Source organism: Aeromonas sp. RU39B (assembly GCF_900156095.1).
In the GTDB taxonomy this organism is placed as follows: domain Bacteria; phylum Pseudomonadota; class Gammaproteobacteria; order Enterobacterales; family Aeromonadaceae; genus Aeromonas.
Map to the genome: position 1 here is coordinate 53,106 of NZ_FTMJ01000006.1, position 12,752 is coordinate 65,857.

15 protein-coding genes are annotated in these 12,752 nt (G+C 60.9%); 11 read left to right on the top strand and 4 right to left on the bottom strand.

Annotation, left to right across the window (positions count from 1 at the left end):
* Window positions 1-56: 56 nt before the first annotated feature.
* The 4 genes from BW958_RS10145 (at window position 57) to BW958_RS10160 (ending at window position 2,592) form a co-directional block, all read left to right on the top strand.
* Window positions 57-1,502 (top strand): AlkA N-terminal domain-containing protein, encoded by a 1,446-nt coding sequence (locus BW958_RS10145; protein ID WP_076575620.1) that lies wholly within the window; start codon window positions 57-59, stop codon window positions 1,500-1,502.
* Window positions 1,489-1,968, top strand: coding sequence for a methylated-DNA--[protein]-cysteine S-methyltransferase (locus BW958_RS10150; protein WP_076575621.1), 480 nt, complete (start codon window positions 1,489-1,491; stop codon window positions 1,966-1,968). The genes BW958_RS10145 and BW958_RS10150 overlap by 14 nt, the downstream gene beginning before the upstream one ends.
* 112 nt (window positions 1,969-2,080) lie before the next feature.
* Window positions 2,081-2,335, top strand: a complete 255-nt coding sequence (locus tag BW958_RS10155) for a type II toxin-antitoxin system Phd/YefM family antitoxin (protein ID WP_076575622.1) — start codon at window positions 2,081-2,083, stop codon at window positions 2,333-2,335.
* Entirely contained in the window at window positions 2,332-2,592 is a 261-nt protein-coding gene (locus BW958_RS10160; RefSeq protein WP_076575623.1) for a Txe/YoeB family addiction module toxin, read from the top strand. The genes BW958_RS10155 and BW958_RS10160 overlap by 4 nt, the downstream gene beginning before the upstream one ends.
* An 83-nt stretch (window positions 2,593-2,675) precedes the next feature.
* Here BW958_RS10160 and BW958_RS10165 read toward each other — a convergent pair whose 3' ends face one another.
* The 3 genes from BW958_RS10165 to BW958_RS10175 all read right to left on the bottom strand — a co-directional run bounded on the left by BW958_RS10165 (window position 2,676) and on the right by BW958_RS10175 (window position 6,259).
* Window positions 2,676-4,508, bottom strand: a complete 1,833-nt coding sequence (locus BW958_RS10165; protein WP_076575624.1) for a peptidase U32 family protein — start codon at window positions 4,506-4,508, stop codon at window positions 2,676-2,678.
* A gap of 109 nt (window positions 4,509-4,617) precedes the next feature.
* A complete protein-coding gene (locus BW958_RS10170) occupies window positions 4,618-5,220 on the bottom strand; it encodes a LysE family translocator (protein WP_076575625.1) in 603 nt (200 codons plus the stop codon).
* A gap of 109 nt (window positions 5,221-5,329) precedes the next feature.
* Window positions 5,330-6,259, bottom strand: a complete 930-nt coding sequence (locus tag BW958_RS10175) for a LysR family transcriptional regulator (RefSeq protein WP_076575626.1) — start codon at window positions 6,257-6,259, stop codon at window positions 5,330-5,332.
* A 180-nt stretch (window positions 6,260-6,439) separates the two neighbouring features.
* Between BW958_RS10175 and BW958_RS10180 the strand changes: the two genes are divergently transcribed.
* On the top strand, window positions 6,440-7,534 hold the full coding sequence (locus tag BW958_RS10180; RefSeq protein ID WP_076575627.1) for a ketoacyl-ACP synthase III: 1,095 nt from the start codon (window positions 6,440-6,442) through the stop codon (window positions 7,532-7,534).
* A gap of 78 nt (window positions 7,535-7,612) precedes the next feature.
* Here the strand turns inward: BW958_RS10180 and BW958_RS10185 are convergent, their stop codons facing one another.
* Window positions 7,613-7,909 (bottom strand): hypothetical protein, encoded by a 297-nt coding sequence (locus tag BW958_RS10185; protein WP_076575628.1) that lies wholly within the window; start codon window positions 7,907-7,909, stop codon window positions 7,613-7,615.
* A gap of 222 nt (window positions 7,910-8,131) precedes the next feature.
* Between BW958_RS10185 and BW958_RS10190 the strand changes: the two genes are divergently transcribed.
* The 6 genes from BW958_RS10190 to BW958_RS10215 all read left to right on the top strand — a co-directional run bounded on the left by BW958_RS10190 (window position 8,132) and on the right by BW958_RS10215 (window position 12,730).
* Complete coding sequence (locus tag BW958_RS10190) at window positions 8,132-9,550, top strand: coniferyl aldehyde dehydrogenase (RefSeq protein WP_076575629.1); 1,419 nt, start codon at window positions 8,132-8,134, stop codon at window positions 9,548-9,550.
* A gap of 8 nt (window positions 9,551-9,558) precedes the next feature.
* Window positions 9,559-10,131, top strand: a complete 573-nt coding sequence (locus tag BW958_RS10195) for a TetR/AcrR family transcriptional regulator (RefSeq protein ID WP_076575630.1) — start codon at window positions 9,559-9,561, stop codon at window positions 10,129-10,131.
* Window positions 10,128-10,637: a hypothetical protein gene (locus BW958_RS10200; RefSeq protein WP_076575631.1), complete on the top strand. Its 510-nt coding sequence runs from the start codon at window positions 10,128-10,130 to the stop codon at window positions 10,635-10,637. The genes BW958_RS10195 and BW958_RS10200 overlap by 4 nt, the downstream gene beginning before the upstream one ends.
* A 10-nt stretch (window positions 10,638-10,647) precedes the next feature.
* Window positions 10,648-11,841, top strand: coding sequence for an iron-containing alcohol dehydrogenase (locus BW958_RS10205; protein WP_076575632.1), 1,194 nt, complete (start codon window positions 10,648-10,650; stop codon window positions 11,839-11,841).
* Between the two features lie 72 nt (window positions 11,842-11,913).
* On the top strand, window positions 11,914-12,174 hold the full coding sequence (locus BW958_RS10210) for a GNAT family N-acetyltransferase (protein ID WP_076575633.1): 261 nt from the start codon (window positions 11,914-11,916) through the stop codon (window positions 12,172-12,174).
* Window positions 12,161-12,730, top strand: coding sequence for a nucleotidyltransferase family protein (locus BW958_RS10215; protein WP_076575634.1), 570 nt, complete (start codon window positions 12,161-12,163; stop codon window positions 12,728-12,730). The genes BW958_RS10210 and BW958_RS10215 overlap by 14 nt, the downstream gene beginning before the upstream one ends.
* Window positions 12,731-12,752 lie beyond the last annotated feature (22 nt).

Consider the following 12,752-nt stretch of genomic DNA (forward strand, 5'->3'; position numbering starts at 1 on the left):
AGTCTCTGCAGCGGCACGCCCCTATGCTGCAAGCTGAACTGCCATGGAGAGAGGCCATGTCCCCCTTGCCCCAACCCGATTTAAGCGATGCTCAGTGCCACGCCGCAAGGCTCGCACGCGATGCCCGGTTTGATGGCCGCTTTTTTACCGGCGTGCTCACTACCGGCATCTACTGCCGTCCGGTCTGCCCTGCCAGGCCGCCGCTTGAGCGCAATGTGCGCTACTTCTTTTCGGCGGCAGCGGCCGAGCAAGCGGGCCTGCGCCCATGTCTGCGTTGCCGGCCGGAGCTCGCCCCGGCGCAGTGGCGGGCATTACCCGGTACGCTTGGGGTAGCGCTTCGCGCTATGTCACGCGGTGAGTTAGCAGAGAGCTCGCTTGAACAACTTGCTGCACAAAGCGGCGTCACGGCGCGCACGCTGCGCCGGCAATGCGAGCAGTATCTGGGTGTCTCGCCGCTGCACATCGAGCAAACCCGCCGCTTGTTGCTGGCGAAGCAACTGCTCACTGACACTCCGCTTGCGATCACTGAGATCGCGTTCGCAGCCGGTTTTGGTAGCTTGCGCCGCTTTAATGATGCGTGGCTGAACGCTTACGGCATGGCGCCGAGTGCGATTCGCCGCACATTGCCAGCCATTGCTGCCGCTGACACGCTCACGCTGCGCCTGGCCTACCGTCCCCCGTACGATTGGCCCGCCATGCTATCGTTCTTTCGCGCCCGCGCCATCAAGGGCATTGAGGAGGTGAGCAGTCACTCCTATGTGCGCCATATTCACAGCAGCGAACAGGTAGTCACGCTCACCGTGCAAGCGGGCAAAGGGCACAATCTTGAGCTGACACTCGCCGGGGCGACGCCGGCTCAGCTGCCCGAGCTGATGTATCGGGTGCGCCATATGTGGGACCTTGATGCAGACCCGGCGCCCGTGCTGTCGCACCTTGCCGCCTGCCCGGCATTGGCTGCGCATCTGCACGCGACGCCTGGCCTGCGCCTGCCAGGTGGCTGGAATCGTCATGAGGTCATGCTGCGCGCCATTATCGGCCAGCAGATCTCGGTCAAGGGCGCGGTGACCATACTGGGGCGGCTGGTGGCTCGGCGCGCCGAGCAGTGTGGTGCGCCGGCACTGCCCACCGCATCTGAGCTGCAGTGCATGAATCTTGATGGGCTAGGGCTGCCCGGCAGTCGGGTTCGCACGCTCAAGGCGCTCGGTGCGGCCATCAGCAATGGTCTGGATCTGGACAGTGCCAGTGATGCCGAGTTGTTGGCGCTACCGGGGATCGGCCCGTGGACGGTTGCTTACTGGCGTCTTCGCTGCGGCGATCCCGATGCATTTCCCGCCAGCGATCTGGTGCTGCAAAAGGCGCTGGAGCCGGGCACGCGTCTGAGCGCGCAGGCACTTACCGAACGCGCCCACGCCTGGCGGCCCTGGCGCGCTTACGCCGCGAGCTGGCTTTGGCACAGCGCCACACACCCCAATTCAACAGGAGCTTCCCATGATCCGCTATGATCTGCTGCCCACCCCCTGCGGCCCGCTGCTGGTCGTTATCAACCGCCACGGCTTGTGCCGGGTAGAATTTCAAGATGGGCCACAGGCGTGCGCCATCGAGCCAGAGTGGCAGATTGACCCGCCTGCGCTGGCACCTTATCTTGCCGAGTTTTCAGCGTATTTCGCCGGTAGGCTACGCGCCTTTACGCTGCCCTGCGCCGCCCAGGGAACCGAGTTCCAGCAACGGGTCTGGCAGGCGCTGACCACCATTCCCTATGGCGAGACCCGCAGTTATGGTGAGCTGGCCGAGCTTATCGGCAAACCGACCGCCAGCCGCGCCGTGGGGGCAGCCAATGGCCGTAATCCATTGTCGGTGATCGTGCCGTGCCACCGAGTGATCGGTGCCAACGGCAGCCTGACCGGTTATGCGGGAGGATTGGCAATCAAACGGGCACTGTTAACGCTGGAAGGCATTGCCTGCGGGTAAAACCAGCGACAGGCCGGACCGGATGGGTAACGGCCGTGTTGAGGTACGAAGTTTGCGCGCCTTCGGCGCAACACGTACAATAATGCGTACAAAATTACCGGGGACTGCACATATGTACGCGATTAACTACAGCCAGGCGCGCCAACATTTGGCAGAGACAATGGACAGTGTCACCAATGATTGCGCACCAGTGATGATCACCCGACAGGGTGCCGAGCCAGTCATCATGATGAGTCTTGCCGAATATAATGCGCTGCAAGAGACAGCCCATCTGCTGCGCTCACCGAAAAATGCCGCACGTCTGATGCAGGGAATTGCCGAGCACAAGGCAGGAAATGCGATTGAGCGCGAACTACTGCAAGAATGAAGATTACCTTTGTATCAACCAGTTGGGATGATTACCTGTACTGGCAGCAGACTGATAAGAAGATGCTCAAACGTATCAACACGCTGCTTGAGGCCACCACGCGAACGCCGTTTGAAGGAATAGGTAAACCCGAGCCGCTCAAACTGACGCTATCCGGTTACTGGTCACGCCGGATCGATAGCGAACATCGCCTGGTCTATGCCGTTGACGCAGATGCTATCGTGGTGATTCAGTGCAGAGGACATTACGACGATTGACAGTGCCGCAACTAAGCCCCTTTTGCACATACACATCATAAAAAGATAAGGAGCCAAATTGGCTCCTTTTGTCTCTCTACTCATCAGCGCTTCAAGCTGCCCATCACCTGCATTTCGCAGCGCACACAGTCAAAGCGCAAGCGGAAGGTGTCTTTGCCCATTTTGAGCTCAAGCGGCTCAGGCTTAATCTCCGGGTGCTGCTTGTGGCACAGATTCTGGCTGTAGCGAATGCAGTGCTTGGTGATCATCAGCATCACTTCGCCTTCCTCTTGCTTGGCCTCAAAGGCGGGCGCGACACGACCAACCCCATGCTCCTGAAAGAAGGCCACGGCCGCCTGGTTAAGCGCATTACCGAGATAATTCAAGCGCTTGGCCGGATAGATCGCCTCTTTTAGCGCGATGCGTCGCTTAGGGCGCTTCCACTGCATCACCCGGGCTTGATCGAGTTGCTCGACCGCCTCGCGGCGCAGGCCATTGAGCACGCCTGCTGCAATAAAGCGCGGCGCATCCCAGATAAGCTCGATGGCTCGGGCGCTAAAGATGGTGTTGCCAAGCTTGGCAAGCTGCTCGCGGCACTGGGCGATGGCGCGCTCCGGATTATCGGCCAGCGCAAACTCGCCGGTCACGCTGCAGGTCACGCTCTTGCCCTGCTCGTCAGTCAATTGCAGTGACAAGCTGCTGTCACTTACCGTGAGCACCGCATCAAGGGCGATGCGCCGCTCACTGCTTTTTTTCTCAAGCAAACGGCTAAAGGCCTGATCATGGTTACGATAAACTTCGCTGCCCGCTTTGAGACCACGCAGCGGCTCGTTAAAGCGCAGCTCCCCCTGTTTGACTTCGTTCACCCGGGCACCGACCAGCTCACCTTTGGGATTAAAAAACGCCACCCCATCACCGTTGTTGATCTGCTCGCCGGAATCGAGCTCAATCCCGCTGCGGGTGACGCGTTTTACACGCCCCAGCGGCTCACCGAGGGATTTTGGCGTATCGGGTGAACCGATATCGATATGGCGCCCATGCAGGAAATAATCGGTGCTGCCACGGTTAAAGCTCTTTTGCACATTAGGAGTAAATGCGTAACTGCAGCGACCAGCCGAGGCGGGCGCCAGGTCACTGCGCCGGGTCAAAATCGCATCGAGCTTCTGGCGATACCAGGCGGTGACGTTTTTGACATAACCGAGCTCTTTAAGCCGCCCCTCTATCTTGAACGAGCGAATACCGGCATCGATCAGCGCCTCGAGATTGCGGCTCTGATCCATGTCTTTGAGTGATAAAAGATGCTTATCCGCCACCAGCACCTCCCCCCCCGGCGTCTGCAACGTGCAGGGCAGGCGGCACAACTGGGCGCACTCGCCACGGTTGGCACTGCGGCCGGTACGGGCATAACTGATGTTGCACTGGCCGCTGTATGAGACGCACAGGGCGCCGTGGATAAAGAACTCCAGCTGGACGTTGGTGGCGCCTCGAACGGCGCGAATCTGCTCAAGCGACAGCTCGCGGGCCAGCACCACTTGAGAGAAACCGACATCTTGCAAAAACTTCACCTTCTCGGGCGTGCGGTTGTCGGTCTGGGTGCTGGCATGCAGGGCAATTGGCGGCAGGTCACACTGCAACAGGCCAAGGTCCTGAATAATCAGGGCATCGGCACCGGCCTGATAGATCTCATGAGCCATGCGGCTGGCCGCCTCCAGCTCGTTATCAAACAACAAGGTGTTGCAGGCAACGAACACCTGGGCGCCATAACGGTGGGCATGACGGGAAAGCGCCTCGATATCGGCCACTGAATTACCGGCGGCGCTGCGCGCACCAAAGGCCGGACCGCCGATATAGACGGCATCGGCACCGTGATTGATGGCTTCAATGCCGTACTCCAGATTCTTGGCCGGAGCCAGCAGTTCAAGGCGTTCGCTGTGCATGAAAAAAAAGACGGGCTGGGAAAAATGGGGCGCAGTCTAGCCCCATCTTCGCCTGCCCGCCTTGATCCTGCGTAAGTTCACAGCACAAAGATGCTTTAAAAAAGCAGCTTTACAGCACCACTTTCAACGCCAGCCCCAGCAGCACCACACCGCTGGCCTTGTTAATGACACTCGCTTTACGCCCAAGCCAGGCCAGTACCGGCCCGTGAGAGAGCCCTAACGCCACCAGCACATACCAGATGGCATCAATGCCACCGGCCGTCATCATCATGATGCCGCCTTCACGCCAGCCGGTGTTCTGGTGCACAAACTGGCTGAACAGGGCGATAAAGAAGATGGCCAGCTGCGGGTTGAGAAACGCCACCATAAAGCCTTCCAACGCGCCGCGCCGTGAGCCGCTCTGGTGCTCACCGGGTGCAGCACCATCCGACTTGGCCAGCAAGGCGCGCACACCGAGCCAGGCCAGAAATGCGGCGCCGCCGTAGCGAATCACATCAAACAGCAGCGGCGTGCGGGTGATCAAAATGGCCAATCCCATGGCGGTGATCAGGGCATACAGCCCGACACCAAAACCGTGGCCCAGTGCGGTGGCCACACCATTGCCGCGTCCGCCACCGACCGTGTTGCGAATGATGAGCGCAAGGCTCGGACCGGGGCTGATGGCCCCCATGACACAGATGGCGGCTAATGGCAGCCAGCTACTGAACTCCATAATGCAAATACCTTGATACCAGACAGAGCCTCAGGGTAGATCGCGCCAAACCATGCACAAAATGAAAGTAAGTTATACGAGCCATACCCATTAGCTATACATATGACCGTCAGGCGCTCAGTATGCGACTGCTCTCGCGTACACCATCTTGCAGATGACCGCTCAGCAGCGGCCAGGCAAGTTCGCGCAGCCAGCGGTGCGCCGGGTCCTGATGATGGCGACGGTGCCACAGCAGATGATACTGCTGCGGCGCGGTGGCAAACGGCAGGTCGGTAAAGGTCAGTGCATGATCTCGTGCCAGCTGCCAGGCGATGTGAGCCGGGGTGGTCAGCAAGCAGTCGGTACGCAGTAAAATCTCCACCGCCGCCTGAAAGAAGGGTACATGGGCAAACCAGCGCCGCTCACGGCCAAGGGGGCCGAGCACCGCCAGGACCGGTGAATCCTTGTCACCACCACCACTGACCTGCAGATGCGGCCAGGCTAGATAGTCATCGAGTGACAGACGCTGCCCGGCGAGCGGATGGTGCGCCCCCATCAGCACCGCTAACCTGTCTTCCCCTTGGGCGCGGCCACAGATCTGCTCGGGCACCTCCTCGGTGATGGTCGAGACCAGATCGAGTTCAAGCTCCCACAGACGCGGCAACTGCTCTTTATCCCACAACTGATATGCGATGGCGGCACGCGGTGCCTGCGCGGCCAATGCGGCGCAGATCTCCGGCAGAATATGCTGGGCCACATAGTCCGACGAGGCCAGACGAAAGACCCGGGTGCACGCAGCCGGATCAAAGGCGGGCGGGTCATAGAGCCGCTCTAGGGAAGCCAGTGGCGTGGCCAGCTGTCCGGCGAGCAGCTCGGCACGCGGGGTCAGCAGCCAGCGCTGCCCTTCACGCACTAGCAGCGCATCGCCAAACTCCCGGCGCAGCTGCGCGAGCTGTTTGCTGATGGAGGGCTGACTCAGATGCAGCAACTCGGCCGCCCGGCTGACGTTGCGGGTTTCGAGCAACACCTTGAGCGTTGGCAGCAGGTTGAGATTGGGCATGATGGCTCCGATGCGGTGACACAAAAGAAGAGACTACCAGTTCGTGAGCTGGCTCTGAAGTCATGGTCCGGTTTATGACAGGTCATTCCGTTTTCGGCATAATCGCCCCACTTTCACCCCAGATCTGCCCAGTTTGTGCCTTGTCGCTCTGTGGTAGACCCTCAACCAAGCGGTGTTTCGATGACTTATGCCTCTATCACCGGCTGGGGCAAATGCCTGCCTCCTGCCGTTCTGACCAACGATGATCTTGCCACCATCATGGCCACCTCCGACGAGTGGATTTATCCACGCACCGGGATCAAGGCGCGCCGGGTTTCCCATGTGAGCACCTCGGATCTGGCCACCCTGGCCGCCCGCCGCGCACTGGCTTGTGCAGGGCTAAACGCCAGCGATCTCGATGGCATCATCCTTGCCACCGCGACCCCCGATACCCTGCTGCCGAGCGCCGCCTCGGCGGTGCAGAAAAAACTCGGCGCCGGCCGCGCCGCCGTGTTTGATCTCAATGCCGCCTGCAGTGGCTTTGTCTACGCCCTGTCGGTCGCTACCTCACTGATCCAGACCGGCATGATGAAAAAGGTGCTGGTGATCGGTGCCGAGCGTCTGACCTATCTGCTCGACTGGGCTCGCCGCGATACCGCCGTCCTGTTTGGTGATGGCGCCGGAGCCGTGGTGGTCGAAGCGAGCGAGCAGCCCAGCGGATTACTGGCCAGCAAACTGGGCTGTGATGGTGAGGCTCGCGAGATCCTGCATGTGCCGAACTTTGGCTCGGATCGGGTGCGCTTTGCCGATGTGGACGGGCTGTTTACCTTCAATTTTGAAGGTCAGGAGATCTTCAAGCGCGCCGTGCGCGGCATGGGTGAAGCGGCCGGTTGTGTGCTAGAGCAAGCCGGTATTGCGCCAGAGCAGATCGGTCTGATCGTGCCCCATCAAGCCAATATCCGCATTATCGAAACCCTGGCCAGACGGATGAATGCCGACATGGACAAGGTGATGGTCAACATTGAGCAGTATGGCAACACCTCGGCAGCCACCGTGCCCATCGCCCTGTGCGAAGCGCTCGAGCAGGGTCGGGTTGAGCCAAACAGCTACCTGCTCACCGCCGCCTTTGGTGCAGGCCTCACCTGGGGAGCCGCACTGCTCAAATGGGGCGAACGGGTCACGCCGCTTGGTCACTGTGACGATGAGCTGCCCCCTTGCCCGCACACCGCGTTGGAGCTTATCCGCACTGCGGTGGAAGGCTGCTATCAAGCGCACGGCGAGGCGCAGCCACAATAACCACAGAGGGCCCCGCAGTGGGGCCCTCTGTTTTGGAATACACAGTGTGGCTGGTCGCAACGCTTGCGATGCGCGTTCTCAGTGTTTTCGATGCCAGCGCGGAGAGCTGCTGCGCTCGCCCCAAGGGGTGGTGCAGGGCAGATGCGCCCCTTCAATCACCCGCTCGCTATGAGCAAGACGCTCGGCGATGCTCTGGTGCAGCGCGTTGAGGGCGCCTTTCGGAGTATCTTGGGCCAGAGCATTGCCGGCCGCAAAATAGTCAGCCGGATGGAGCGCCGAGAGCCGCTGCGCCAATTCGTAGGTATTGAAGCTCTCCGGCATGCGGTCAATCACGTCATCCACTTTGGCAAGCAGTGAATTCAGATCCAGAGTCATGGCCTATCTCCTTATAGGTATTTAGATGTGAAAAAGCTAATCCCGCCCGTGTCAGCTTCAAAGGGATTTATCACAAAACTGTGTGGGATCACACACTTCTTCCGCTCTTTATTGCGCATTTTGTGTCCAGCTTCGCCCCAGCACGCCCTGACGCTTTACAGTTGTTTAACCGGCGACTAACCTTTTAACCGACTAATCAGTCGGTTTTTGGCTGGAGCCCTCATGACCCAAGCCCCACACTTTACGACTCACACGTTAGAGTCCCTGTTTCAGGCACAGCGCAGCGCCTTTGATACCGCCCCCTTCCCTGATTTGCACCAGCGGCGCAGCGCACTGACGCGCCTTAAAACCCAGCTGTTGGCCAACCGGGATGCCCTGTGTCAGGCTCTGTCACAAGATTATGGTCAGCGCAGTTCGCAAGACTCGCTGATCGCCGATGTGCTCCCCTGCATTCAGCAGATCAACTACACCCACCGCCGTCTTGGCCGCTGGATGAAACAGAGCCGCCGCCACAGCGGGTTGCTGCTGGCGCCGGCCAGTCTCAGCGTTCACTACCAACCGCTTGGAGTGGTCGGCATCATGGTGCCGTGGAATTTCCCGGTGATGCTGAGCATCGGCCCGCTGATCACCGCTCTGGCGGCAGGCAACCGGGCCATGATCAAGCTGTCAGAATTTACCCCGCAAACCAATGCCGTGCTGCTCGCTCTGCTGGCCGACTGCTTTGCTCCCGACGAAGTAGCGGTGGTGGAAGGGGGGCCGGATGTGGCCGCCGCGTTCAGCGCCCTGCCGTTTGATCATCTGCTCTTTACCGGCTCCACCGCCGTCGGGCGTAAGGTGATGGAGGCAGCCAGCCGCAACCTGACGCCGGTCACGCTTGAGCTCGGTGGCAAATCACCCTGTCTGATTGCACCGGATATGCCACTGGCGCTGGCCATCGAGCGGCTTATCTATGGCAAGTGCCTCAATGCTGGCCAGATCTGCGTGGCGCCCGATTACATCCTGCTGCCACGCGGTCAGGAAGAGGCGTTTGTGGCAGCGTTTCAGCAGGCATTTGCACGCCGCTATCCCAAAGGGCTGGCAAGCCCCGACTACAGCTCGGTGGTGAGTGAGGCCCATTATCAGCGCCTATGTCGCTGGCTGACAGAGGCACAGGCGCTTGGCGCCAAGGTTGCCAGCGCGGCCGAGCCCGCCCGGGATGAGGCGAATCATCGTCTGCTACCACAACTGGTGTGGAACGTGCCCGAGCAGTGCGAGCTGATGCAGCAAGAGATCTTCGGGCCACTGCTGCCGCTGGTGCCCTATGACAGCATTGATGAGGCGATCGCTTATATCCGGGCGCGGCCGCGGCCGCTCGCCTGCTATCTGATGAGCTTCGAGCCGACCTTGCAGCAGCGAGTGATCCGCGAGGTACATGCCGGCGGTATGGCCATCAACGAGACCCTGTTCCAGGTCGCAGCCGACGATGTGCCGTTTGGTGGCATCGGCGCTTCAGGCATGGGCCACTACCACGGCCACGAGGGGTTTCTCACCTTCTCCAAGGCCAAGACGGTCCTGCTGCGCGGACGCTTCACCACCGGCTCGCTAATCCATCCGCCCTACGGCTGGGTGCAGCGACTGATGTTGTGGCTGTTCCTGCGCTAGGGTGGCCCATGCAAGACAAACGCAGCCAGATCTTAGATGCCGCCCTGACCCTGTGTGCCGAAGAGGGGACGGCGGGTGCAGCCACTGCACGCATCGCCAAGGCCGCAGGGGTTGCGACCGGTACCCTGTTTCACCACTTTGCCAGCAAAGAGCTGCTGATCCAGGCGCTCTATGAAGAGGTCAAGCAGCGTCTGGCATCGGCTCTGCCTGCGCCGGAAGAACAGGTGACGCTGTGTGATGCCGCCCGGCACTACTGGGATACCACGCTCGACTGGCTGCTGGCCCATCCGCGCGAGCTACGTTTTTTGCTCGGTTTTTTCCACTCGCCCGCCCTGCCGCTGGCCCTGCGCACCCGCATCATCGGTGAAACCTTGCCGTTTTTGCCGCGCCTGCTGGACCAAGGGGTGCGCCAAGGTTGCCTGACCGACTGCCCGCAGCCCCTGTTACTCGAAGTCTGTCAGGGGCAACTGCTCTCCTGCGCTGCCCTGTTTGTCGCCGAGCCCGAGCGAGCCAGCGATGACCAGTGGCGCAGCGCCGCCTTTACCCTGTTCTGGCATACCATCGCGAGGAGCCCAACATGAGCCGTCCCCTGCCCGTACCGCTCTACTCCCTGACCTGGCGCATCAAGCGACTGCTGCTCGCTGTCCTGCTATGGGGCGTTGGTCGCACGCTGGCGCGGGCCGCCCGCGTCGATCCGGTGGTGCACAGCGAACTGCGCCATCTGCCCGACGGGTTTTGCCTGCATTTGGGCACCCGGGGCCTGCGAAGTGGCCTGACCCTGGAAAAACAGGGAGAGCGCTGGCGCGCCAGCCGCGCCACCCCCACGCTCACGCTCACTTTCAAACACCCTGATGTGGCCTTGGCGGTGCTCGGTTTTCGCCTTGGTATCAACCAGAGCTTTTGCGAAGGCCGGGTCAGCGTGGAGGGGGATTTGACGGCTGCCATGCATCTGGTTCGCGCCCTTGAGACGCTCGAATCCTTACTGCTGCCTGCCTTTCTTGCTCGGCCGCTGCTGCGCCACTATCGCGCGCCCCAGCGCAAATTGCAGCGCGCTTCATCCATCTGTCTTGGCCTGCTGATCTCATAAGGAGACCGCCATGCGTCACAGTCGCTATTACGAGTTTTTCTGCCCGGTCAAATTGCTGGTCGGTGAGGCCGCCATCGAGCAGCTACCGGCAGCCATGGCCGCGCTCGGTGCCGAGCGACCACTGCTGGTGACCGACAAGGGGCTGCGCGCCACCGGTCTGGCCGAGCGGGTGTTTGATATTCTTGGTGCCGGCGCACTGGTGCCGCTCGCCATTGAGGATGATGTACCGCCCGACTCCTCCACCGATGTGGTGCAGCGCATCGCCGCCCGTTATCTGCGCCTCGGCTGTGATTCGCTGATTGCGTTAGGTGGCGGCTCGGTCATCGACACCGCCAAGGCGGTCAACATTTTGGTCTCTATGGATGAGCATCAGGACAATCTGCTGGCTTGGTCCGGCGCCGATCTGCTAACCCGGCCACTGCGCCCGCTGGCAGTACTGCCCACCACCGCCGGCACCGGTTCGGAAGTGACCCAGGTTGCCGTGATCCGCGATGAGCAGAGCGGTCGCAAGGTGCCGTTTACCTCACCCTTCCTGCTGCCTAATCTCGCCGTACTCGATCCGCGCCTGACCCTGTCTCTGCCGCTTGGGATCACTGCGGCAACCGCGATGGATGCCATGACCCACGCCATTGAGGCCCTGATGGGCAACAGCGCCAATCCGGTCAGCGAGGCGCTGGCGCTGATGGCGGTCGAAAAAATTGCCCATGCGCTACCGCCCATCCTCGATAACCCGACCGATGCCAGCTTGCGTCTTGAACTGGCCCAAGGCTCGACGCTGGCTGGCATGGCGTTTTCCAACTCCATGGTCGGGCTGGTGCATGCCCTCGGCCACAGTCTTGGCGCCCGCTGTCACCTGCCCCATGGCCTGTGCATGAACCTGTTTCTGCCCTGGGTGCTGGACTATAACCGCCCCGGTATTGACCCCGCTCTCGACCGTCTGCTACTGGCGCTCTCGGGTAGCGAGGTTTACGCCAAGTGCCCTGCCGAGCAGCGACCGGCCGCCGCCATCAAGGCCATTGAGGCACTTAGGGATCGGCTCTGGGAGCGGGTCAAGCTGCCGCGCACCTTGCGCGAAGCGGGCCTGACCGATCGCTCGCTACTAAGTGAAATCCGTGACCTTGCCATCAATGATGGGGCGCTGCTGTTTAACCGCAAAGATGCTGATCGGGACGAGCTATTGGCCCTGCTCGAGCGCTGCTGGTAGCTCGCAGGGTGGACTTGCCGCTGACATCGGGCCATTCTCTAGAGGTTTGCCTTTGTCTTTGCAGGAGTGACCATGAGCGAGATCGTGCATCAGCAAGAGCTGCGTCAGTTTGCTTGCCACATCAACGGCGAAGAGGCCAGATTGCGTTATCGCAGGGTGGATGGCACCACGGTTGAAGCGTTCAATACCTTTGTTCCGCCCGCCCTTCGCAGCATGGGGCTCGCTGACAAGCTAGCCCGCGCCTTCTATGAGTGGACCCAGGCCGAGGGGCTAACCATTATTCCCAGTTGCAGCTATATCGAGGTGTGGTTAAGCCGTCATGCCAACGCCTGAGCAGTTTGCGGCCCGTACCTGCGATCTGCTGCGGGCCTCTGCTCTGCACATGGCCTGCCTACAGGCCGCCCGCGAGCTGGCACTTCCTGACTGGTACCTGGCTGCCGGGTTTGTGCGCAATCTTATTTGGGATCATCTGCACGGTTATGCCAAGCCCACCGCATTAAACGATATAGACCTTATCTATCTCGACAGTGGCGATCCTGATGGCAGTGATGAGCCGCGCATCGAGATGACGGCGCGCAGTCTGCTCCCCTTACCTTGGGAAGTGCGCAATCAGGCACGCATGCACCTGCGCCAAGGCGTGGCCCCCTTTACTAGCTCAGCCGAGGCGTTTTCGCGCTGGGTCGAGTTGCCGACCTGTGTGGGTGTCCGGCTGCTCGATAACGATGAGCTTGAGCTCTGCGCGCCTTATGGACTGGCTCTCAACTGGTCACTGGCGGTTGCCCCCAATCCCCAATGTCTGCAACCTCCCGCCGTGTTCTGTGAGCGGGTAGAGCGCAAGCGCTGGCAGCAAATCTGGCCCAAACTGAAGGTGCACTGGCCGGCGCCGTAGCCGGCATCATTGCAATTGCATG

Coding starts and splice junctions, on each gene's coding strand:
- BW958_RS10175 (WP_076575626.1), bottom strand. CDS start 6,259: ATGCCCAATCTCAACCTGCTGCCAACGCTCAAGGTGTTGCTCGAAACC.
- BW958_RS10205 (WP_076575632.1), top strand. CDS start 10,648: ATGCGTCACAGTCGCTATTACGAGTTTTTCTGCCCGGTCAAATTGCTG.
- BW958_RS10195 (WP_076575630.1), top strand. CDS start 9,559: ATGCAAGACAAACGCAGCCAGATCTTAGATGCCGCCCTGACCCTGTGT.
- BW958_RS10155 (WP_076575622.1), top strand. CDS start 2,081: ATGTACGCGATTAACTACAGCCAGGCGCGCCAACATTTGGCAGAGACA.
- BW958_RS10160 (WP_076575623.1), top strand. CDS start 2,332: ATGAAGATTACCTTTGTATCAACCAGTTGGGATGATTACCTGTACTGG.
- BW958_RS10150 (WP_076575621.1), top strand. CDS start 1,489: ATGATCCGCTATGATCTGCTGCCCACCCCCTGCGGCCCGCTGCTGGTC.
- BW958_RS10145 (WP_076575620.1), top strand. CDS start 57: ATGTCCCCCTTGCCCCAACCCGATTTAAGCGATGCTCAGTGCCACGCC.
- BW958_RS10200 (WP_076575631.1), top strand. CDS start 10,128: ATGAGCCGTCCCCTGCCCGTACCGCTCTACTCCCTGACCTGGCGCATC.
- BW958_RS10215 (WP_076575634.1), top strand. CDS start 12,161: ATGCCAACGCCTGAGCAGTTTGCGGCCCGTACCTGCGATCTGCTGCGG.
- BW958_RS10170 (WP_076575625.1), bottom strand. CDS start 5,220: ATGGAGTTCAGTAGCTGGCTGCCATTAGCCGCCATCTGTGTCATGGGG.
- BW958_RS10190 (WP_076575629.1), top strand. CDS start 8,132: ATGACCCAAGCCCCACACTTTACGACTCACACGTTAGAGTCCCTGTTT.
- BW958_RS10180 (WP_076575627.1), top strand. CDS start 6,440: ATGACTTATGCCTCTATCACCGGCTGGGGCAAATGCCTGCCTCCTGCC.
- BW958_RS10210 (WP_076575633.1), top strand. CDS start 11,914: ATGAGCGAGATCGTGCATCAGCAAGAGCTGCGTCAGTTTGCTTGCCAC.
- BW958_RS10165 (WP_076575624.1), bottom strand. CDS start 4,508: ATGCACAGCGAACGCCTTGAACTGCTGGCTCCGGCCAAGAATCTGGAG.
- BW958_RS10185 (WP_076575628.1), bottom strand. CDS start 7,909: ATGACTCTGGATCTGAATTCACTGCTTGCCAAAGTGGATGACGTGATT.